16 protein-coding genes are annotated in these 24,173 nt (G+C 28.5%); 5 read left to right on the top strand and 11 right to left on the bottom strand.

Translation table 11 applies throughout. The annotated features are described in order from the left end of the window. Positions 1-55: 55 nt before the first annotated feature. Positions 56-1,723 carry a 2-succinyl-5-enolpyruvyl-6-hydroxy-3-cyclohexene-1-carboxylic-acid synthase gene (menD, locus tag GFV00_RS08130; RefSeq protein ID WP_160557331.1) on the top strand — a complete coding sequence of 556 codons (1,668 nt, stop codon included), beginning with the start codon at positions 56-58 and terminating at the stop codon, positions 1,721-1,723. Positions 1,724-1,727: 4 nt separating this feature from the next. Then, positions 1,728-2,285, top strand: a complete 558-nt coding sequence (locus GFV00_RS08125; protein WP_255448803.1) for a hypothetical protein — start codon at positions 1,728-1,730, stop codon at positions 2,283-2,285. A gap of 84 nt (positions 2,286-2,369) precedes the next feature. Here GFV00_RS08125 and GFV00_RS08120 read toward each other — a convergent pair whose 3' ends face one another. From GFV00_RS08120 to GFV00_RS08095, 6 genes are all read right to left on the bottom strand, one after another. Continuing rightward, positions 2,370-4,748 carry an outer membrane beta-barrel family protein gene (locus tag GFV00_RS08120; protein ID WP_160557332.1) on the bottom strand — a complete coding sequence of 793 codons (2,379 nt, stop codon included), beginning with the start codon at positions 4,746-4,748 and terminating at the stop codon, positions 2,370-2,372. A gap of 409 nt (positions 4,749-5,157) precedes the next feature. Further along, entirely contained in the window at positions 5,158-7,548 is a 2,391-nt protein-coding gene (locus tag GFV00_RS08115) for an outer membrane beta-barrel family protein (protein WP_160557333.1), read from the bottom strand. A gap of 410 nt (positions 7,549-7,958) precedes the next feature. Next, positions 7,959-10,175 carry a peptidase domain-containing ABC transporter gene (locus tag GFV00_RS08110; protein ID WP_160557334.1) on the bottom strand — a complete coding sequence of 739 codons (2,217 nt, stop codon included), beginning with the start codon at positions 10,173-10,175 and terminating at the stop codon, positions 7,959-7,961. Further along, positions 10,162-11,487 carry a radical SAM/SPASM domain-containing protein gene (locus tag GFV00_RS08105; protein ID WP_160557335.1) on the bottom strand — a complete coding sequence of 442 codons (1,326 nt, stop codon included), beginning with the start codon at positions 11,485-11,487 and terminating at the stop codon, positions 10,162-10,164. The genes GFV00_RS08110 and GFV00_RS08105 overlap by 14 nt, the downstream gene beginning before the upstream one ends. A 430-nt stretch (positions 11,488-11,917) precedes the next feature. After that, entirely contained in the window at positions 11,918-12,100 is a 183-nt protein-coding gene (locus tag GFV00_RS08100) for a hypothetical protein (protein WP_160557336.1), read from the bottom strand. Between the two features lie 81 nt (positions 12,101-12,181). Then, positions 12,182-14,563, bottom strand: a complete 2,382-nt coding sequence (locus tag GFV00_RS08095; protein WP_160557337.1) for an outer membrane beta-barrel family protein — start codon at positions 14,561-14,563, stop codon at positions 12,182-12,184. 480 nt (positions 14,564-15,043) lie between these two features. On the opposite strand from GFV00_RS08095, the gene GFV00_RS08090 reads away from it, so the two are divergent. The 3 genes from GFV00_RS08090 to dtd are packed head-to-tail and all read left to right on the top strand — an operon-like array spanning position 15,044 to position 17,235. Beyond that, positions 15,044-15,829: an exodeoxyribonuclease III gene (locus GFV00_RS08090; protein WP_160557338.1), complete on the top strand. Its 786-nt coding sequence runs from the start codon at positions 15,044-15,046 to the stop codon at positions 15,827-15,829. A 15-nt stretch (positions 15,830-15,844) separates the two neighbouring features. Next, on the top strand, positions 15,845-16,765 hold the full coding sequence (locus GFV00_RS08085; protein WP_160557339.1) for an OmpA family protein: 921 nt from the start codon (positions 15,845-15,847) through the stop codon (positions 16,763-16,765). 17 nt (positions 16,766-16,782) lie between these two features. After that, entirely contained in the window at positions 16,783-17,235 is a 453-nt protein-coding gene (dtd, locus tag GFV00_RS08080) for a D-aminoacyl-tRNA deacylase (RefSeq protein WP_160557340.1), read from the top strand. A gap of 159 nt (positions 17,236-17,394) precedes the next feature. On the opposite strand, the gene GFV00_RS08075 is transcribed toward dtd, so the two are convergent. The 5 genes from GFV00_RS08075 to GFV00_RS08055 all read right to left on the bottom strand — a co-directional run bounded on the left by GFV00_RS08075 (position 17,395) and on the right by GFV00_RS08055 (position 23,966). Beyond that, positions 17,395-18,645, bottom strand: coding sequence for a pyridoxal phosphate-dependent aminotransferase family protein (locus tag GFV00_RS08075; protein ID WP_105297230.1), 1,251 nt, complete (start codon positions 18,643-18,645; stop codon positions 17,395-17,397). A gap of 23 nt (positions 18,646-18,668) precedes the next feature. Then, entirely contained in the window at positions 18,669-19,697 is a 1,029-nt protein-coding gene (locus tag GFV00_RS08070) for a PLP-dependent cysteine synthase family protein (protein ID WP_160557341.1), read from the bottom strand. A gap of 147 nt (positions 19,698-19,844) precedes the next feature. After that, positions 19,845-21,005 (bottom strand): GlmU family protein, encoded by a 1,161-nt coding sequence (locus GFV00_RS08065; protein ID WP_160557342.1) that lies wholly within the window; start codon positions 21,003-21,005, stop codon positions 19,845-19,847. 144 nt (positions 21,006-21,149) lie between these two features. Further along, complete coding sequence (locus GFV00_RS08060) at positions 21,150-21,839, bottom strand: Sir2 family NAD-dependent protein deacetylase (protein ID WP_160557343.1); 690 nt, start codon at positions 21,837-21,839, stop codon at positions 21,150-21,152. 63 nt (positions 21,840-21,902) lie between these two features. Next, positions 21,903-23,966, bottom strand: coding sequence for a cytochrome c biogenesis protein CcdA (locus GFV00_RS08055; protein WP_160557344.1), 2,064 nt, complete (start codon positions 23,964-23,966; stop codon positions 21,903-21,905). Between the last annotated feature and the right edge of the window lie 207 nt (positions 23,967-24,173).

The raw sequence follows: 24,173 nt of genomic DNA, 5'->3' as shown, positions 1-24,173 counted from the left end.
CGATAAACAAGAGATTAAATTTTTTTAATCTCTTTCTTTTTTAACTTAAAAAACTATGTATAGTAATAAATTATCAGTTCAACTAATTGGAGAAGTTTTATATCGATACGGAATTACGGATATCATATTATCTCCGGGATCTAGAAATGCACCTTTAACCATACATTTTACTAATCATCAAGAATATACTTGTTATAGCATAGTGGATGAGCGATCTGCTGCATTTTTTGCGTTAGGAATGGCTCAATCAAAGAAAAAACCGGTGGCCATCTGTTGCACCAGCGGCACAGCATCCGCTAATTATTATCCGGCAATTATAGAAGCTTTTTACCAAAATATACCTATAGTCGTGCTTACTGCTGATCGACCGGAAAATTATGTAGATATTTTTGACGGTCAGACTATAAGACAAAAAAATATGTATAGCAATCATATTTATGGATCTTATCAATTGTCTGAATCAGAAAGTGAAGAATCAATTACACAAAATTTTCTAGATTTAAAAAAAGCATTGAATACTTGTGTTTTAAAATCAGGACCGATTCATATCAATATTCCATTTTCAGAACCTTTATATGAGCAAACAGATCAAATTGAAATTTCATTTGAAAAACTAACTCTTCCTGAAAAAAATTATAATTCAGATAAATACAAACACTTGTTTTCTACTTGGAACAACTTTTCTAAAAAAATGATTCTTATTGGGATGCAACAACCCAATTCGGAATTAAATCAATTACTCGAAAAATTAGCTGAGAGGGAAGATACGATTATTCTTACTGAAGTTACTTCAAATCTAAATTCTTCAAAATTTTATCCTAATATTGACCGCTATATATTTCCTTTTGGTGAAGAAGCGATGGATGATTATAAACCGGAATTACTTCTTACCATTGGTCAAAATATTGTTTCAAAAAAAATTAAAGATTTTTTACGAAAATCTAAGTTGAAGGCCCATTGGCATTTAGATGAATATTGGCATCCTGATACTTATTTTTCTTTAACTGAAAAAATTGAAGAAAATCCGGTCATTTTTTTAAAAGAATTAGTGAAAGTTCCTCCCGTTGCTTCTTCGTATTCTTTACTATGGAAACAACTTAAAGATGAGCGACAACTTAGGCATAATGATTTTATTAAAAACTTACCATTTTCCGATTTACGAGTTATAAATACTTTGGATGAAAAAATACCTGATTCATATAATCTGCAAATTTCTAACAGTTCTATGATCAGATATGCTCAGTTATTCAATTTTAACTCTAAAAATAAGATATTTTGCAATCGAGGTGCCAGCGGCATTGACGGGGCAACTTCAACGGCCGTTGGTTTCGCCGTTGCAGATACTCACCCTACTCTTTTGATTACCGGTGATATTGGTTTTTTTTATGATTCTAATGCTTTATGGAATAAATATATCCCTAATACATTTAGGATTATACTTGTAAATAATGGTGGTGGTGATATTTTCAAAATTATTCCCGGGCCCGATTCTTCCAATTCTTTAGAGGAATATTTTGTTACCCGACATAATCGTACTGCTCGATTATTGGCTCAAGAATATAATTTTGAATATATTCAAGCTCATAATCAAGAAGAACTGTTAAAACAGTTAGATTCTTTTTTTCTTTGCTCGGAAAAACCTAAATTATTGGAAATTAATACTGTTAATCATCCTAATTCACGAATTTTACGTGAATATTTCAATTATTTAAATCAGGAATAAAAACATGAGAATTAATTTATTCACCCCTATGAGGGAAGAAAATCAAAAAATTTTAGATGCTTTAAAAGTTTTTTCTAAATTAAAACATTCTTATGAGGTTATTATAACCGGAATAGGTCGTGAAAAAATTGCTAAATCCATGATTACTAAACCAAAGTCTGATTTAGATATTTTGGTAGGATTTACAGCTATTACCGGAATTGAGAAAACGATGCCTAAAGAGCTACAAAAAGGAAGTTTAGTTGAAGTGGTGGCTTCTTCGTTATACGGATATTCAGGAGAAATATTTGAAAATGGAAAAATAATACTTTCTTCGTCTCATACTCATTTTCCTAAACTAGGTTCCCTTACCTCCGATAAGTTTGTTACTACTTCCAATATTCCGATCGGAACATTGATTAATATGGAAGATTATACTTTTATGTATTTGAAAAGACCACAGGATTTTATCCTGCGTATTATCTCTGATTTTTTACCTCATCAGGAAGAAATTGATTTTTTTAAAATTATTGAAGAAATTAGTTTTTCATCGGTAATTGAGTTTTTGGAAGGATTGAATTAATATATTGTATTTAATAACACCTATAGAACATATTAATCATATTTGTAAATCTAGATTCTATTCAATATAATATTATATAAATACTTACAACCTATTTTTTTCTTCTTCATTACCTAATTTTCTTTTTCTTAAATTTAGTTTATTATTACCTAATTTATATACTATCGATATTTGAAAAAAATGATTAATATCCCCATACCAGCTATACGTCTGCTTTATGCTGTTTGTAAAATCAGTATATTTGGGCTTATTGGATTGAAAAATATCTTCTCCTGTAATGGTAATTTGCAATTTTTTTTGTAAAAAAAACATTCTGAAAGCTAAATCAATACTTTGATATGAATTTATTTTACTTATCTCATCTACCCCTTTACCACTATAGACCCATTTTATATTAAATATAAAATTTTTATTTTTGGATAAGTAAAAGGAATTATCTGTTGAAAAATAGAATAACCAACCCATATTACGGATTTTTCCTATTTGTGAATTATCTGACTTATATTCGGAATACTGTAAATTCATTTCATTATTACTTTCCCACCAAGGAATTTCTGAAAATAAATAGAATATATCTAAATTTGAAGTAGATGAATTTATAGCATTCAATTGAGTAGAAACTTGTGTTTTATCAATAGTATTTAATAATGTTACATCTGTGTATTCATTTTTCACCCTTGAATAAGACAAAGAAACTGATAAATCTTTATACTCATAATTCAATTCGAAATTATGTGTATAATATGGTTTTAAATCAGGATTCCCTGTTATATAGGAATTAGGGGTTAAATATTGTTTAAATGGATTTAAAACTGAAAACTTTGGTCGATGTATTCGCCTTCCATAATTTAAGGATATTACATTTTCTTCATCCATAGTATAAGAAAGATAGGCCGTAGGAAAGAGTTTTATATAACTATTTTTGTTTATTTGTTGCAAAGTTTTAGATATGCCTTTTACTTGAGAAACTTCCATTCTTATTCCTAGCTGAGCCTTCCATTTAGCGTTAATTTCTTTAGATGTGTTCACATATAGACTTTCAATATTTTCTTGATATGTAAAATGATTACTATTGATTGTATCCGGAATTGGAACATTTTCTATATTCAAAATATAATAAGAGTATTTATTATCAACATGGTTAAAAGAAATCTTGCCGCCATAATTAAATTTAATATTAGAAAATGGATGCTCCATATCTAGTGAGGTAGAATAATTTTCTAATTTTTGATCTAAATAATTTTTCGCTACATCCGTTTCATCAACAATTTGATCATGCAAAATATAATTTGAATGAAACATACTACGAGGTTCGTTATTAAAACTAATATAATTAATATCCAAATTTAGCAATCGCCCTATACTGTCTATTTTATATTGAGTATGAAAATTAGCAATATGTATTTGTGAATTTTCTTTTATTAAAGTTGGAGTGTGAATAATGTTATAATATTTATTACCTTCAATATCTACCAACGAATTTCTTTTCCCTATGAAATTAGATTGAGAATATGAATAATTTCCGCCTAAAGTAATATGATTATTTAATTTATAATCAAAATTTGTTCGAAATGATGGTTTTCTACTTTTATCTGTACCATTAAATTTATTATACCACAATCCATCAGGGTAATAATAATTAATTTTATTTGTGAAATCACTAAATGTAAAATTATTAAATATATTAGCCGATACTGAGATTTTATTTTTATTAAAATTAAAATCAGCACCTTGACCGGAAGAAGTATGATGCGATTGTTTTAGATTTTCTTGCAAAGAAAGATTCCATGAATCTTTTTTTGCTTTTTTTAAAAGAATATTGATCAATCCACTATTACCTTCCGCTTCATATTTTGATGGCGGGTTCGTAATAATTTCTATACTTTTAATTGCTTCTGATGAAATACTTTGTAAATAATTAATGAGCGATTCACCAGATAATTCAACTATCCTATTATCAATCATAATTTTGACAGAGTTTTTACCTATAATTTTAATATTACTTCCATCAAACTTTAATTTAGGGGTCTTCTTCAATACATCAAGAGCAGTACCTGAAGAGGAGGCAAAAGATTTTTCAACGTTGAAAACCATTCTGTCTATTTTTCGCTCAATTAGTTTTTTATTTCCTGTTACTAGTACTTGCTCTAATTCTTTAGTTGGGAATATTTTTATTTCTCCTAAATCAATGTCTTCTTTTACATCCAAATTTTTCTTATAAATACTTTTACCCCACTGTTTTACATTTAAAGTATAAACACCTTGCGATATATCATTAAAGATAAAAAAACCGTCTTCTTCCACAATAGTATTTTTAATTATAGAATCATGTTTATATAATAATATCTCAGCTAAATTTTCAATAGCTGAATTTTCGATACTTATTTTCCCTTTTATTTTAAAAGACTGAGAAAAAGATATGTAAAAAGAAAATAATAGAATTGTAAGATATTTAAATTTCATAATAACATTCTCATTCAAAGGCGCAAAACTATAATAATAAAACAATAAACCAAACAATTTTATTCGTTTTAAGCCTTAATAACAATTTAACTAAATCTAAATATTATTAAAATAAGATAAATTTATTTTTTTTACCCTTGAAATTACTTTATACTTATTTTTATCTTGAATAAAGTGAAATATTTTTATTTTAAATTATAATTATTTTAAAAAATGATTTTTTATCATAATTGAAATATGATTTTTTTTTTTTAGAATAAATTTAGGATTATGTACCCTATTCCAATTGATTTTAAACCAGTTTATAATAATTTGACTTTAATTTTGCTAATTGGCTTTGATTTCCTGTTTTTTGAATTTACACTCTTTTTAAAGATAAAAATAGATTGTCTTATAAATATCAGATAGCTTATTTAGCTCTGATCTGTTCTTCCTCATTACCTGTTTTAATAGACTTTGATTTTATTGAATTATTTCCAAAATTATATTTTATCGAAAACCTTAGATTTTGTGAAAATTCATAATCAGTAATTTTATTCTTATTTTGATTGTATACACTATATACTTTATATTTAAATGTTTTAAAAATATCATTGGCATATAAGGAAAGCACTAATTTTTTATCAAGAAACAGACATTTCAATCCTGCACCAAAATTTGAAAAGGATTTCAATTTATCCGTCCCATCATACTGAGGAAAATTATATTGATATACTATGGTAAAATATGCAGTTTTATTTCTATTTAGAAATAAATTATTATTTGTCTCTAAGCTTGAACTTATAGTATTATTTGAATTAAAACCTTCAATTTTAGATTTATTTTCTTTATAAAATAAATTTAATGTAAGAGTACTTTCCCAAAATTTAAATGTATTGAATACATAATTTTGATTTAGACCTATGGAATACTCGTTGACACTGTTTTCAAATTTATAATGCAAAAAATTAGTGTCGTCCTCTTTTAAATAATTTACCATATTTATCACATCTTCCGCTTTATAAAAATAGATCCCACTTGTCCACTTATTTTTCCAGGTATAATTTAATTCTAAATTATCTGAATTTGAAGAATGTAGATATGGATTACCTGCTTGTGTTGTATTTTTATTTATATGAAGAACAAACGGATTTAATGCCCTATACCAAGGTCTATTTATACGTCTTGTATAGATAAATGTAAAAGTATTTTTTTCATTTAACACATACGATAAATAAAAGCTCGGAAACAATTCAATTGAATTAGATTTATATTCTTCTTTAGATACTATGGAATTAATTTTGCTTTGAAAGCTTTCCAATCGTAATCCGATTTGTATTTCCCATTTATCCAAAATTTTTCTTTTCCCTGAAAAATAAATTGCTTGAATGTTTTCTTTATATTCCAAAAGATCTTTGTATTTTTCTTGAAAATCATTTTTTCCTTCTTTATTTTCACTATAGCCTATATTATTAGCTATTTTACTATGCGATATTTTAATTCCATAATCTATTCCCAAATTTTTTAATTTTTGCTCTATATCTAAATTTCCAGAATAATTTGAAATTTTTTGATTATTTGTATCCAGAGAGGCAAAATCGTTTGTAGGTAAATACGAATCAAAATCTATATAATCTTTTGAATTTAAAATTGCATTTTCTTTTCTCGTATTTTTAAAATAATTCAAATTAAATTTAATCTTACTTCCCAGACTATCCAATTTATAGTGTGTGTAAAAATTCGAATAAAAGTTTTCTCTTTCTTCGATTTCTTTTGACACACTATTCGTCAAAATATTTGGATTTAATAAATTATATTGATATTGTTTATTATACAGATTTAAAGAACCTTCTGTTTTCTTATACAATAAGTGAACCCCTAAATTTAATTTCTCTATTATTTGATAATCCAAATCAAGGTTTCCATTAAAGTATTTTTTTAGCTTAAAATTACTATTAATATAATTATTGATATTTTTATCAGTAAATTCACTATATTTATTGATCAATTGTGAAAAATTTTTACCATTATAAAAATCTATAGCAGTATTGAATGTTAGTTTTTTATAATTAAATGTAAATCCTAAATTTTCATTAAATAACGCATATTTAGCCTGTTTATAAGTCCCACCAATATAACTGTTCCAATTATTCTTTTTACTTGTTTTTAAAACAATATTTATTAATCCCGAATTTCCTTCAGCATCGTATTTCGCGGGAGGCGCGGTGATCACTTCAATTTTCTTAATATTATCAGATGAAATGGATTTTAAATAATTAATTAAATCATCATCAGATAGTGGTATGATCTTATCATTAACTAATACTTTCAAGCTACTTTTACCGACCATGGATATTTGATCATTTATAACTTGTATTCCCGGAGTTAATTTCAATACATCCAAACCATCTCCTCCTGAGGTTGCAGCTGAATTTTCAACGTTAAATATGGTTCGATCTATTTTTCTCTCAATTAATTTTTTATTTCCTGTAACTACTATCTGCTGTAATTTTACACCGGTAGACAGATTAATTATTCCTAAGTCTGTATTTTCTTTTATTATTAACGATTGGGAATATAATTCTTCATTATCTTCTTTAATTTTTAACTCGTATAATCCTTCGTATAAATTTCTAAAATTAAAGTTTTTATGATCATCTATCTCTGAAGTAATGATAATAGAATCTTGTTTGATCAAATATATTTTGTATTTATTTTCAAATATATTTTCATTTAATTCAAGCCTTCCTTTAAGAGTAATTTCTTGAGAATATGAATAATTACATACTAATATGATAACAAATAAATAGAAAATTTTCATAGTTTTTGTTATAAAAATTATGGCAAATTTATATCAATAAATATTATTTATAACGAGATGTTATATATTTTAAACATATTATTAAGTTTTATAATATATCTTTAAAAAATTTGAGATAAAATTTAAAGATAATTTATTTTAATTTTAATCAAAAACAATATAAAACAGATATTTTATCCCTTTTATTTATTTTGTGTTTTTATGATTTTTATCATATAAAATATTTTGTTTTTTTATAATTTTAATTTATAATCAACTTAATAATTATTTTTTTAGTCGATTGATATAATTTTTTGAAATATCCATGATATTTATATAGTATAAAAGAACTTTACCTCTTTATAAAATTATTGAAGAAATTAGTTTTTCATCGGTAATTGAGTTTTTGGAAGGATTGAATTAATTTAGGATTATGTGCCCAATTCCAATTGATTTTTAACCAAATTATAATAATTTGACCTTAATTTTACTAATTGGCTATGATTTCCTGTTTCTACTATTTGACCGTTTTTTAAAACTACTATCTGATCTGCATTTTTAACCGTTGACAATCGATGAGCTATAATTATCACGGTTTTACCTTTAAAAAATTCTTGTAAATTGTTGTGAATAATCCTTTCATTTTCAGAATCTAAAGCAGAAGTAGCTTCATCAAAAAATAAGTATTCAGGATTTTTATAAACAGCTCGAGCTATAAGAATTCTTTGTTTTTGTCCGCCCGATAATTCTATCCCGGCATTCCCAACACGAGTGAAATAATGCATCGGTAAGTTTTCTATAAAATCTTGTATTCCCGCTATTTTTGCTGCTTTTCTAAGTTTATCTACATCATAGCTTTTTCCGGACATGGAAATATTACTTGCAATGGTATCACTAAAGATGGTTCCATTTTGAAGCACTGTTCCACATCGCTCTCTCCATTCTTCGGCATTTATATCATTCATGGAACAGGTATCTAAATATATTCCTCCTTTTTTTATAGGATAGTACGATAATAATAATTTCAACAGAGTTGTTTTACCACTACCACTAGCGCCGACAATGGCCGTTATGGAGTTTTTAGGTATTACCATATGTATATCCTTTAGTATAAAGGGATTATGGGTTCCAGGATATTTAAAGGACACATGATCAATATAAATATTATGAATAACGCAATTTTTTATGTGCTTTTTATTTTGAGAATCTTCATCAGGTATTTCATAGATTAGTTCAATTCTTTTATTGGCAATAATGGTATCTTGTGTATCACGAAGAAACATAATTAAATTTTGTAGTGGTGATGAAAGTTGTCCGATGACATAGGATATTCCCATTAAAGTTCCCAAAGACATTTGGTCCTCTATGATAAATGTTGCACAAAATGCTATGGCAATAATTTCTTTTAATTTGGAGAGTGTATCTACTCCAAAAAGCTGATAGGTATTTAAAAGTAACGATTTAATTTCCAATCGGTTTAATTTATCTTGAGTAGAAATAATTCGATCAATAATTTTTTCCTGAGCATTATTAATTTTTATCTCAGGCATATTCATTATGAATTCGTATATATTATTGCTGTTTTCTGATCTTTTTAAAAATGATGCATATTCAATTATATTTCGTTTATTAAAAAAAATAGAAAACCACAATACTGAAATTATTGACAATACCAGATATACACAAAATATGGTTATGCTAAAATATGCCAATACACAGCTAAAAACAACCACATTTAAAAAACTCAATAGTAAAGTAACCCCTTTCCAAGTAAAAAACCGTTGAATGGTTTGCTGATCTTCCAATCGTTGTAGAATTTCCGTATTTATTTGAGTGTCAAAGAAAACTATGGGCAAACGTAATATTTTTAAAAGTAATGTTTTCCGTAATTCAATACTTAATATAAAATTTAGCTTGGTAAGCACAATTTGACTAAAAAAGTCCGAGGCAAAATTAGAGATGAACAAAATAAATTGCGCTAATAAAAGATAATAAACTACTCGTAATGATTTTGAAGAAATTCCTAAATCAATAATGTTCTGAAAAGTAAAAGGAATGAACCAATTCGTCACTAATCCTATGAAAACTAAAAATATAGCAAGAAAATAGTTACGTTTATGATTTTTTAAAAATTCATATGTATATTTTATTATACTGGATTGAAACAAACTTTTATTTTTTACACTATCAATTTTTATAGAGCAAAAATTTTCAGAAGGTTCTAAAAATAAAACGATCCCCTTAGTATTGTTTTCTTTCCACTCAGTTATAAAAGATTCTCTATCTAGTACTACCTTACCATAACCGGGATCTGCTAAATGATAATAAACTTGATTTTTCTTTTTAACTATTTTTTCTAAAACTACAAAATGACTTTGTTTCCAATATAAAATATAAGGCGTGGGAATTTCATCTAATTCTTCAACAGTTAATTTTAACGCATGGGCTGTTAATCCTAATTTTTCGGAGACATCCACGAGATCTTGTACAGATACTCCAATACGAGTAAATTCAAAAAAAGATTTAATATAATTAAGTGAAGTTTTTTTGCCAAAATAGCTCATGATCATGGCTAGACAGGCTGCTCCGCAATCGCTGCTTTCGAGTTGATTATAAAATTGTAAACGATGCCTTTTATTTATTCGCATTCTCTAAAATTTCACTTATTTTATTTCTTATAACCTTTTCTTTTTCTGTCTCATCCCATGAATACACACAATACTCTCTATTAGCGGCCAGACTTTCCAAGGCAGTTTGAGAACATCCCCCATTACATAAAGGTAAAATTTTACACTCTAAGCATGGGCGATTCTTGAACTTTGAATTCATTCGTTTATTTAAGGAGTCATTTTCCCAAAATAATTCTCCGTTTTCCGTTAAATATCCTTCCCTATTTTTAGTTGAGAAATCACGGGCCGTGCATTTAAATATATCTCCGTTATAATTGATAACAACACTATTTTTTTTATCTGCATAGCATGAATTTCGAAGGGTATCCGGGCTGTATTCATGGCATGAGGTTTTCCCTCCTTTGCTATTTATTTGATTCATTTCTTTATCAGCAATATCTTGTGTCTGATCTATTTTTTTATTTTGCCATACTCTATGAAAATCGAATTTTAAAAATTGAGTTTTAATATCTTCTTCGACATCTTCAAAATCGTCATAAATTTTGTTTGCATTAAAAATATTTGAATCAGTGAAATTTATTCTAACATTCACATAGAATTTATTTTTTATCAAGTTTTTTATATTTGAAACAATTTTATCATAAGAACCTTTATTTTGACTTATATAGCGCACTTTATTATGTTCTTCTCTATGACCATCTAAGGTGATTTGTAAATTGCATCTGACGTTTTTATCCAAGAAAAAATTTATAAATTCTTGATTTGCTAAATATCCATTAGTAGTGAAAGATGTATAAGCATTTATATTTTTCTCTGCACATCTTTCTAAATAATAATTAATTATAGGAATTACATTTTTATTAAAATATAATAAAGGTTCTCCGCCAAAAAATGAAATATTCATATTTTTTAAATCCTTATTATTGGTAATGGTATCTATCAACTTTTTGATTTTAGAAAGTCCATTTTCATCTAACCTTGAACTTTTTACCAGATTTTCATAACAATACCAACATTTAAAATTGCAATTCATAGTTGGATTGATAGTTAATAAAAACAATGAATTATCTTCATCAATGCTTTTACTTATTTTTTTTATTTCATCCAGCTCATCTATTTCCTCATTAATAATAAATTTTTCTTCTACCATATAATTGAAAAATTCCGGATGGATTTCTTTTAGCTCTGATGTTTTATACATTTCCATTAATTCTTTAAGTTCAGATTGTATAAAAAGTAATCGTTGCTCAAGGGTATTATATAAAACATATTGCTCTCCATAAGGTAAGCATACATTATAATGACTATATTTCATAGAATGTATTTCCATTATATTTATTTAATTTATTAAGTTCTCTTCTATTACTAATATTGAAAAATAAAATCCATTTATTTGCTTTATACTTATTTTATACTTTTATAATATTGTATTTACATTTAGATGATCGTTATAGTAAATCTTATTATTCGTTATATATTTTAAAAAATGATTGCTAGATTAATATTTTAATAAGACATAAGAAGTCATGATAATTCATTTGAATATAAACCAAGTGCTCATAGGCAAAACTTTGTTTTGTTTATCTTTGACTCTTTATATTTTAACACAACTATGCGAGTATTTAAAATACATCTGTTACTCATTCTTACATATCTATAAAGCTTTATAAAATCCAGCTGACATTTTTTTAAACTTATATGTAATAGTCCATAACAGAGTATTGCTGCTAACAATACTCTGTTAGACTAAAGTAAGATTGTTAACATTTCCATCTACCCGGACCCGTACATTTATTTATACAAATTCCTACATTCATACATCCACCCATTACATCCTTAGCATCAACTGCAGTTAATGATTTTGAAAAACCTCCTTTTAAAACTTCTCCTGACGTTTGTAATGTTTCAAATTTTTTAACGTCAACTTTTTTTGTTGTTTTCATATTTGAATAATTATTATAAATTTTAGAGTAACCTTTTTGTGTCTTGACTCATTTATGGACAACGATTGCAATCTGTATTTTTTATTTAATTCTATTCTGATCTTCTGTATTACTACCCTCAATATTTTTTACTTTTACTGTTGAACTTCCTAATTTATAGCTTAACGATATTCGTATTGAAGGAGATTCATAATACCCTCTATATTTAGCACTTATGCCGTTATTGGTGCTTTTATTTCTAAACTGATCTGCATTAAATAGGTTAGTAAACTGTAAGGATAATTGCATTTTTTTATCCAACAGTAGAGCTTTAAAAAACATATCCATTTGTGTTAATGAATAATTGGTACTTAAAGCTCCTTGACTGCGCGGGTAATAAGAAATTATCAAGTCTGCTGACAGTGTCTTACTTTTATTAAGGATAAATGTATTATTAGCTTGTATTCTACCCATAAATCCTTCTTGAGATTTATCCGTGATCGGATAAATTTTAGATTTTAAATATAGATATCCCCCGACTAACATTAGATTACTTTGCAACCAATTCAATTTAGTATAGGTAAAAGATTGAATTATCCCTACTCCGTAATTATCAAAATAATTCTCCACTTTTGTTGCTTGTACATAACTATCTTTATCCAAATAGGTAACATCGTTAAAGTTATCTTTTTGAATCATAAATTGTAAAATGGTTTGTATAATGTCTTTATAATAATAAGATAACTCAATACTGTTATTAATGACAGGTTTTAGAAAAGGATTCCCTTCAGAATATTGATAGGGATTAGAATAATTCCTGAAAGGATTAACAGAATTGTAATCCGGCCGGTCAATTCTTCTTGAATAGGTAAAAGAATAAGAATTATTCTCGTTAGCTTTATAAAGTATATATAAGGTTGGAAAAAATTTCAAATAATTATTTTTATTGCATTCATTAAGTGAAATGGAATTTCCACGAGTTTGCGTATTTTCCATTCTAATCCCTAGTTGAATATCCCATTTTTTCATTTCTTTATTGACTGAAACATAAAGAGCTTGCGAATTTTCTTTATATATAAAGTCATCTTGATGCGTTTTTTCAATTACACTCTCACCTTTTGTCAGGTAATTCCTTAAACTGCTTTTCGTTTTCGTAAAAGATATTTTAGCCCCGTATTGTAAGTTTATAAAAGAAAGGGGGTAATCAATATCAACCTGGCCGCTATAATTATCTATATCTAGCGATCCCTTATTTTCAACTGGGAAATAACGCGTAATTAGATCGTTGTGAGTCCCATAAGAACGGGTTAAATAATTGTATTTTTTCTCAGTATTGTAGTTAAAATAATCAAAATTCAATTTTATTTTTTTACCTAAACTATCAATGGTAAAATGTGAATACCAATTAAGTGAATTCAATCTTTTTGTAGAATTTTCATAGCTTTTAGTCCTGAGTAATGAATCCAATTTATTTTCATATGTATGGAAATTTGTTATATCCTTATATCGAGAATGCGGTTCTGAATAATTGAGCAAATATTGTATTCCTGAATTCCATTTAGAAGTTAATTGATAATCTAACAAAAATTTTGAACTGAGTGTATTTTGATAATTTTTACCTGTTTCCTTTTCATCCCATAATTGCTCGGGATAATACACCTTACTTTTTTTTAAATTTTTGTAATTGCCGTTCGAGTAATTAGATGATAGTCCAAAGTTTATTTTATTTTTACTGTAAGTAAAGTTTGCTCCAAAATTACCTGATGCGTAATACCCTTGTTTATATGAAGACGTAAGGTTAGATGCCCAAAAATCTTTTTTGATTTTTTTTAAATTTATATTTATGAGACCTGAGTTACCTTCTGCATCATATTGTGAGGGAGGCGTAGTTATAACTTCAATAGTCTTTACCTGGTCAGAAGGAATACTTTTTAAATAATTAAATAAATCATCACCATTCAAGTAAAGGATTTTATCATCAATCATCACTTTTACCGAACTTTTACCTGTAAGAAATAATTGATTATTTCGTAACTCTATTCCCGGCATAAGGTGTAAAATATCTAAAACATCTGTTCCGGCGGATCCTATTGAATTTTCAATATTATAAATCGTTCGGTCAACTTTCTTTTCAATTAACCTTTTTTTTCCGGTAACTAATATCTCCTGTAATTCGTTAGGCGTTCTTATGGATAGTATACCTAAATCAGTATTTTCTTTAAGTTCCAAGCTTTGAGCATATAAAACTTCCCCCGATTTTTTAATGATCAAGTTATAATTTCCTAGAGACAAATGATCAAAACAAAATCTACCTTCTTCTTTGACTATAACTTTTCCTACTATCGAATCTCGATTTGCCAGAATTATTTCAGCTAAATGACCGGAATTAACTTTTTCAAATTTTATTTCTCCTTTAATATGTACTTTTTGAGAAAAACTTAGGAAGAACTGAAAGAATAAAACTAATAAAATATTAATCTTCATACAAGCACATTTATATCATTATCCTTAGTTTTACAAATACATTTCATAAATGATTACTAATTAAATTACTCTCATTGATAGAAATTTTTAAATTTAGATTTCCTGATCAGATACAACCTATAAAAACAGAGAACTTATAAAATTTAATACAGATAAATATAAAGAATTCATAGTAATTTTATTTTATATAAAATACAAATTTATATTATAATACTATTTAAATAAAGCTGAATTATATCATATTTTATTATTACTCAATGAATACTTAGTCTTGAATACATCATTTTAAAATAAAATATCAAATTTTAAAATATATTTCTCTCTCTACTTATTAGCCAATTGTAAACTTCTAACTTGTTATGTAGTTACTTTATACTATAAACTAGTGATTTAAATAACATTTCATTTTTAATTTATTATTAACAAGTAAAACGCTTTTTTATAAAAATCTGAAATATAAAAAAACAGTACTTTTGTAAAATGAAACTATTGAGTTACAACGTTAACGGAATAAGAGCCGCATTAAATAAAGGCTTACTTGATTGGTTGAAATCTGCCAATCCTGATATACTTTGCTTGCAAGAAATAAAAGCACACACTGATCAATTCGACTCAACAGTATTTGAAAGTTTGGGTTATCATTCCTACTGGTTTCCGGCAGAAAAAAAGGGATATAGCGGAGTAGCAATTTTATCTAAAGAAAAACCGGTTTCAGTGAAATATGGTTGTGATGAGCAAGAATACGATCAAGAAGGAAGAGTATTACAAGCAAATTTTGAAAACTTTTCAGTTTTAAGTGTTTATGTTCCCTCTGCAACCAATATTTCTCGTTTAGGATTTAAAATGAAATTTTGTGAATATTTATTAAATTATATTAAAAAATTAGAAAAAGAGTTTAAAAACCTTATTATAAATGGCGATATAAATATTTGTCATAAAGCCATAGACATCAATGATCCGGTTCGAAATGCTAAAGTTTCCGGTTTTCTTCCTGAAGAAAGAGAATGGATGGATCGTTTCTTTGATCAATGTAATTTGGTAGATACTTTACGGGTTTTTAATCATGAACCCAATCAATATTCGTGGTGGACATACCGTGTAAAAACAGCCAGAAGCAATAATAAAGGATGGCGCATCGATTATACTTTGGTTACCAAGCCTTTGGTAAAACATTTGCAAAGAGCTTATATTTTAACTCAAGCAGTACACTCCGACCACGCTCCGGTAGGTATTGATTTCGACCTAAATAAAACACAAAATCTTTAATTAAATTATCTAATTATGAAAAAAGCAACTTGTATTATTTCTCTTGTAATTCTCGCCGCATCGTGTGTACCTCAATCCAGATACGATGAATTGGAAAAAAAATATTATGCTTCATTGCAAGGAGAAAGAAAAAGTCAAAAAGCAATTCAAGAAAAAGAAAACGAATTAAAATCTTTATCCGACCAATATTCATCATTACAAGAACAACAAGACGCCCTGGCTAAAAAGAAAGCACAGCTGGATGCTGAATATTCAGATCTTCAAATTGAATATGCTACACGACTTAAAGATATGGAAGATCTTAAAGCCAAAAACGCACAAATAGCTGATCAAGTTCAAACTACGGAACAATCCAGAAAAAAAATATTAAATGAATTAGAGCAAACCCAAGGTCAGCTACAAGAAAAAATTAAAAGAATTAATGAGTTGGAAAACTTAATTTCTCAACAAAAAGAATCGGTTTCCAAATTAAAAAACAAACTTCAAATCGCTTTAAAAAATTATTCAGGAAAAGGAATAACTGTTGAAGAAAAAGATGGAAATATTTACGTCTCCATGGAGAATAAACTTCTGTTTCCATCAGCAAGTTGGACGGTAGAAACGGAAGGTATAAAAGCTCTTCACGACCTTTCCGAAGTTTTATCTAAAGATAAAAATTTAAATATAATTATTCAAGGACATACAGATTCCGATAAATATGCCGGTAGCGGAAGTATTAAAGACAATTGGGATTTATCTGTAATGCGTGCAACCGCCATAACTAAAATTCTTCAATCTGAAGGAGTTTCGCCTAAGCAAATGACCGCTTCCGGTAAAAGTGAATATGCTCCTCTAGCCAGTAATTCTACAGCTACCGGAAAAGCAGCTAATAGAAGGGTTGACATTATTATAGCTCCTAATTTGAGTGAAATTACTAAAATTTTAAATGATTTATAATTTTAAGATTTAATTTTATGCGAGTGGTTATCCAAAGAGTTTTAGAATCTTCCGTGAAAGTTGATAATAAAATAGTTGGCCAAATTAATCATGGTTTGTTGATACTTTTAGGTATTGAGGAAGCAGACAACCGGGAAGATATAGATTGGTTGTCTAATAAAATTTGTAACCTTCGAATATTTAATGATGAAAATGAAATAATGAATAAATCAATTTTGGATATTGGAGGGGATATTTTATTAGTAAGCCAATTTACCCTTCATGCTTCCACAAAAAAAGGTAACAGACCCAGTTATATAAAAGCTGCAAATCAAGAATTTGCCAATACTATGTATGAAAAATTTAAAGATCAATTATCCAATATATTATCAAAGCCTGTCCAATCCGGGATATTCGGTGCAGATATGAAAGTTTCTTTACTCAATGATGGTCCGGTAACCATTCTCATAGATTCTAAAAATAAAGAATAATAAAAATGGATAATTATTCAAATTAAAAGAGTTTTTTTTTAAACTTTCACCTTTTGATTAATAATTTGAATACTTAAAAATAAATTGAAAATTTATCGCATAAAAAAACCTGATTATTTAAAATAATCAGGTTTTTATTTTTTTATTTAAACAGAAAGATTAAATATTTAAATTTAAATCTGTCATTTGTTGTTTATATACACCTCCAACCAGCTTATCTCTAACAGCTTCGAAAGCATCCAAGGTTTTATCAATTTCTTCATCTGTATGTGAAGCCGTTGGTATTAAACGTAAAAGTATCATTCCCTTAGGAATAACCGGATATACTACAACACTGGTAAAAATTTTATAATTTTCACGAATATCTTTAATTAATAAAGTAGCCTCGATAGGATCTCCCTGCATATATACAGGAGTTACACAAGTATTGGTTTTACCGATATCAAATCCCCTGGCTTTCAACCCCTCTTGAAGTTTTTTTACGTTATGCCATAATTTATCTTTAAGTTCGGGTTTGCTTCTTAACAATTCCAATCTTTTTAACGCACCAATCACCATAGGCATCGGCAAAGATTTTGCGAAAATTTGAGATCTTAAATTGTATTTTAAATATCTGATTATTTCTTTATTAGAAGCTACAAATGCACCTATTCCGGCCATAGATTTTGCAAATGTTGAAAAATAAACATCTATACCGTCCTGGCAGCCTTGCTCTTCTCCTGCTCCTGCTCCTGTTTTACCAAGTGTACCGAATCCGTGAGCGTCATCAACTAATAATCTAAAATTGTATTTCTTTTTCAGTTCTACAATTTCTTTTAATTTACCTTGCTCTCCTCTCATTCCGAAAACTCCCTCGGTAATAACTAAAACACCTCCTCCTGATTCTGCTGCATTTTTTTCCGCTCTTTTCAGGTTTTTTTCCAAGCTTTCTATATCGTTGTGCTGATAGGTAAATCTTTTTCCAAAATGAAGTCTTACTCCATCAACTATACAAGCATGGCTATCTACATCGTAAACGATTACATCGTTTTTAGAAACCAATGTATCTATAATCGATAACATTCCCTGGTATCCAAAATTTAATAAATAAGCTGATTCTTTGTTTGCAAAATTAGCCAATTGTTTTTCCAATTCTTCATGGTAATGAGTCTGCCCCGACATGGCTCTAGCTCCCATAGGGTAAGCCATACCATATTGAGCTGCTGCATCAGCATCTGCTTTTCGTACTTCAGGATGATTAGCCAATCCTAAATAATCATTAATGCTCCAGATGATCATGTCATTACCCTTGAATTTCATTCTTGGGCTGATTTCTCCTTCTAGAACAGGAAATATATATTCTCCTTCCCCATAGTCCGCATATTTAGCTAGTGGACCGGGATTATTTTTTATTCTTTCAAAAATATCCATTGTTACAATTTAACCAAAGTTAGTTATATTTTTTCTACAGTAGCGTGAGATTCTAACCCATTCAATTTGCTGTTAACAAAACCTTGAGATGCCATCCATTCATCACTGAAAACTTTAGTCATATATCTGGAACCGTGATCCGGAAAAATTAAAACAGCCAATGAGTGATCACTAAAAGTATCTGCTATGGTACGTGCTGCTGTTAAGCTTGCTCCACTGGTATATCCTACCATCATTCCTTCTTTTAGAGCTAATTCTCTGGTAGCATAGGCACTGGGCTCATCTGATACTTTAACGTATTGATCGATAACAGAAAAATCTAATGCACCAGGGATTAAATTTTTACCTAAGCCTTCAATTTGATAAGGCTTAATCTCGTTACGGTCTAATTCTCCTGTTTCAAAATATTTTTTTAATACGGAACCTACTGCATCCACTCCTATTACCTTAATATCAGGATTTTTTTCTTTGAGAAACTGTGCAGCTCCCGTAAGTGTTCCTCCGGTTCCTGTACATCCAATAAGATGGGTAATTTTCCCTTGCGTTTGCTCCCAAATTTCAGGTCCTGTACTTAAATAATGAGATTTTGTGTTTTCTTTATTAAAATATTGATTAATATATAAGGAATTAGGGGTATCTGCTGCTATTCTTTTGGCAACTTCATAATAGGATCTGGGATCATCTGCCGGAACATTAGCCGGACATAAATAAACTTTAGCTCCCATTGCTCTAAGAAATGAGATTTTTTCAGGTTTTGTTTTATCGCTAACTGCTACTATACATTTATAGCCTTTCACGATACTTACCATAGCTATGGAAAAACCTGTATTTCCTGAAGTAGTTTCAACTATGGTTGCCCCTGGCTTTAATAAACCTTGTTTTTCAGCATTTTCAATAATATGAAGCGCAATTCTGTCTTTAGTTGAGTGTCCGGGATTATAGCATTCTAATTTTGCAAAAAAAGAACCTTTCATTCCTTCTGTTACTCTGTTTAAGCGAACTAACGGCGTATTGTTAATTAACTCAAGAACATTATTATAAGTTCCAGCCATCCTATCTTATTATTAATTTATATAATTAATTCAAGGGGCAAATTTATAATTTTTTTTTCTTACAAAAAATTTAACTGAATGAAATTTAACATATACAAATTGATTAAAAATTTATATTAAACTTTATTAGAAAATCCGTATAAATTATTAGTAATTGTTATAGATATATCCTATAATTTTCTTATCCAGTTCAGATAATTCAATTCCCCTTCTTTTCATAGTCCTTTCTGCAACTTCAAATACTTGTTCCAATTTAAAATTAGGACTCTCTGATTTACCGCCCCATGAGAAAGATTTAATAATATTGGGTGGAAAACCGGAAGTAAATATATTAGCCGAAACTCCTACTACCGTGCCTGTATTAAATTGTGTGTTTATAGCTGATTTAGAATGATCCCCCATGATCATCCCTGCAAATTGTAATCCTGAATTAATAAACTTTTGTTTTGTATAATTCCAAAGCTTAACTTCTGCATAATTATTTTTCAAGTTTGAGGAGTTGGTATCTGCTCCCAAATTACACCATTCACCTATTACCGAATTTCCTACAAAACCGTCATGTCCTTTATTTGAATATCCTAAGATTATAATATTATTTACTTCTCCTCCTACTTTGGAATACGGTCCGACTGTTGTTCCGCCATAAACTTTCGCTCCCATATTTATTTTAGAACCTGTACCTAAGGCAAAGGAGCCTCGAATCATCGCTCCTTCCATAATTTCAGAATTTTTACCTAAATAAATGGGGCCTTCTTTAGTATTGAGTATTGCACATTCAGCTACGGCACCTTCTTCAACAAACAGTTTTGAAGTATCTCCTATGATTCTAACGGTATTTGATAAGGTACATGATTTTCTGCCTTGTGTAATTAATTGGAAATCATAAGTAATGGCATCTGAATTATAAGTAAACAAATCCCAAGGATATTGTATGTGAAAGCTTTCAAATGTTATATCCAATTTTTTTACAAAATTATTTAATTGAAAATTTTCAAGAGTAGTTTTTGCTGCTACCAGCTCTTCCTGATAATAAAAAGCTTCTCCGAATTTTAAATTTTTTAATTGGAAAATAAAATCTTGATTTGGAAAATAGGCGGGATTTATAAATACATTTTCTTCTTCATTTTGAAGAGTATATTTTTCTGAAAGATATCCTTGAGTTAGATAAGAGATTTTTTCCGTTTGGAAAATAAGTTTCCATCTTTCTGCAAATGTTAATATTCCCATCCTTAGTTCAGCTACCGGTCGTGTAAAAGTTAAGGGCAAAAGATCGGAATACTCTTTCCCATCAAAAAGAATAATATTCATAGTATATACTTTATTATTTTTTCAAATATAAAAAATTATATCATAGTTTTTATTCTTTTATTTCCGTTAAAAGTTTTAATTAGTTTACGTATAAATAGTTAAAATACTGATTCCCTATTTTTTAATAATGCCTTATTATTTATTTTATAAAGCATTAGCATAATGTTCTTTGAAATATTCCAATCCTTCGGATGCTCCTTTTTGTATGAATATGATATCATTGCGCAATGAGGTTCGGAAAGGTTTAGGATCTATGACAAATATTTTGGAAGTAACCGGAACAAAATCAAGTAGAGATGCAGCCGGATATACTTGCAGTGAGCTTCCAATGACTAAAAAAATATCGGCATTTTGAGTTATTTCAACGGCATTTTCCATTTCAGGAACCATTTCTCCAAACCATACTATATGGGGACGTAATTGTCCACCATCTTCTGCTAAGTCTCCCATATGAACATCTTGTAACGTATCATAAATTAGTGATTCATTAGTTTCGCTTCTTACTTTTGTCAGTTCACCGTGTAAATGAAGTATATGTGTTGATTGAGCTCTTTCGTGAAAGTTGTCAACATTTTGAGTTATAATTGAAATATCAAAAATGGATTCCAATTCTTTCAGCAAATGATGTCCCCGATTCGGTTCATGTTTTTGCAACTCGGCTCTGCGCATATTATAAAAATTCTGCACTAATTCCGGGTTTTTATACCATCCCTCAATAGAAGCAACTTCTTGTACATTATAATTTTCCCATAATCCTCCAGAATCTCTGAATGTGCTTAATCCACTTTCTACGCTCATCCCAGCTCCTGTTAAAACAACTAATTTTTTTTTCATAATTTATGCATTCAATTAGTTAACTAATTATATTTTAAATAAAAATTTTTCCTTTTTGAATTCTTAATTTAGCTCATCATAAGTAGTATATCCACATAGTAGAAAATTTTTGAATTCTTCTTTATCCATATAACCTGCAACCGGAAAATTCAAAATTCTATTATCCGGCGTCACTAATACATAGAATGGTTGAGAATTGGAATTAAAGTTCTCTCTTTGAAAAGTAGACCATTTATTTCCTATTGTTTTAATTTTTCTTTTTCTTCCATCTTTTAAATGAAGGGTTTGTTGCTCATTATTAGGCAATTCTTCAGAATCATCAACGTATAAAGATGAAATTATGAATTTATCGTGTAAGATGTTCCAAATATCCGGTTCACTCCACACATATTCTTCCATTTTTCGGCAATTTTCACATCCATAACCAGTAAAATCAATGAATATGGGTTTATTTTCCTTTTTTGCTATTTCCCTTGCTTTCTCATAGTCATGAAAGATGTTCAATCCTAAAACACCATTTTTTTGGTTGTTTGGATATATGCTAATTTGCATAGGTGGAGTAAGTCCACTAAGCAATTTTAGATTAGGCTTTTCTGAAGGAAACAATCCGGGGATCATATAAACCCCAATCAAGCCAAAGAGACAAGCCCAGATTATCCTTCCTATATTGATTTTTACTTTTTTATTATCGTGAGGAAATTTAATTACACCTAATAAATATAATAAAATTGAAATACAAATAAGGATCCAGATCGCGATAAAAATTTCTCTTTTCAACAAGAAAGTTTTAGCTACTAAATCTGCTTTTGATAAAAATTTGAACGCTAATGCCAATTCTAAAAAACCTAAAACAACTTTAACGGTATTCATCCATCCTCCTGATTTAGGCATCGTATGTAAAAATTGAGGAAACAATGCAAATATACCAAACACTAGTGCCCAAGCTAATCCACATCCTCCAAATGCTACGGTCAACTGATTCGGGTTTTGAATTGCATTCGCCAGTATGCTTCCTAAAACAGGACCAGTGCATGAGAATGAAACGATTACCAGGGTTAAAGCCATGAAAAAAAGACCTATTATACCTCCCGATTCGGAAGCTTTATCAGATTTATTAGCCATCCATCCGGGTAACGTTATATCGTAATATCCAAAAAAACTAAAAGCAAACAATATAAAAATCACAAAAAAGATTAGATTCAACCATACATTGGTGGCAATCTGATTAAAAATATCCGGATTTATACCACTTATAAGATGAAAGGGCAGTGTAAATAGTACGAAAATTAACACTATGAAAAAAGCGTAAATCAAGGCATCTTTCTTGCCTTCTTTTTTACTTTTAGCATGTTTGGTAAAATAGGATATGGTTAATGGAATCATAGGATATACACACGGGGTTAGCAAAGCTACCAATCCTCCTAAAAAACCAAATGTAAAAATCCATATATAACCTTCTTTTTTAATTATCCTATCTCCGCAATCTTTATTAATCGGATCAGCTATATTAAAGCCGGGTATAATGATCTGATTTTTATAACTTTCTGTAACCGTATTAATCTTTTGAATGGAATCTTTTATTGGAGTTAAAGGAACGGAATCTATTTTTGGATTCGATTGAGTCAGTTGCTTTACCGTGTCTTTAAGTAAGACCGTTGACTTATCTTGATTTATTGACTTAGGGATCAATTTGAATGAAAATGTTTCTTCATCAGGTGCTAAACATACTTTATCATTGCATATCTGATATTCAACATCTGCTTCAAATACAACCGGTTTAGAACCTAAAACCTCAACTCGTTGCCTATATTCAACTTTATTGGAATAATAAATCAAAGTTCCTTCAAATACATCGGAATATTCTTCAATTTTTTTACCAATTTCTTTAGTTGGACCAATTAATTTTATTAAGGAATTTTCGGGGTATGAAAATGAAGTTGGAATTGCATTTTCAACCTTTATATCTTTGGAATATACATGCCACCCCGACTCTAAAATAGCTGTGAATACGGCTTCATAGATATTATCTTTTTCGTGTTTTATTTCCGATTTCCACTGGATAGGATTCTTTACTTGCGCATTGGATACTAGGGTAAGAACAAAAAAAATCCAAATCAGTTTTTTCATTATAAGCTTTATGTTAGAATTATTTAGTTTATGAACCAAATGTAATAAATTTCACAGATATAATTGATTGATTTTATCTTAATTTTAGTTTTTTATAAAATTCATTTTATTTTTAAAAATGTTTGATCTATTTAATCGTTTTGATATAGTGATAATTAAATTTATAAGTAATTAATATTTTTTATAAGAAACATCATTAATTATAAA

The organism is Apibacter sp. B3935 (genome assembly GCF_009827705.1).
Lineage (GTDB): Bacteria > Bacteroidota > Bacteroidia > Flavobacteriales > Weeksellaceae > Apibacter.
Note: the sequence above shows the minus strand (reverse complement) of the source record. Positions and strands in the feature narration are given on the sequence as shown.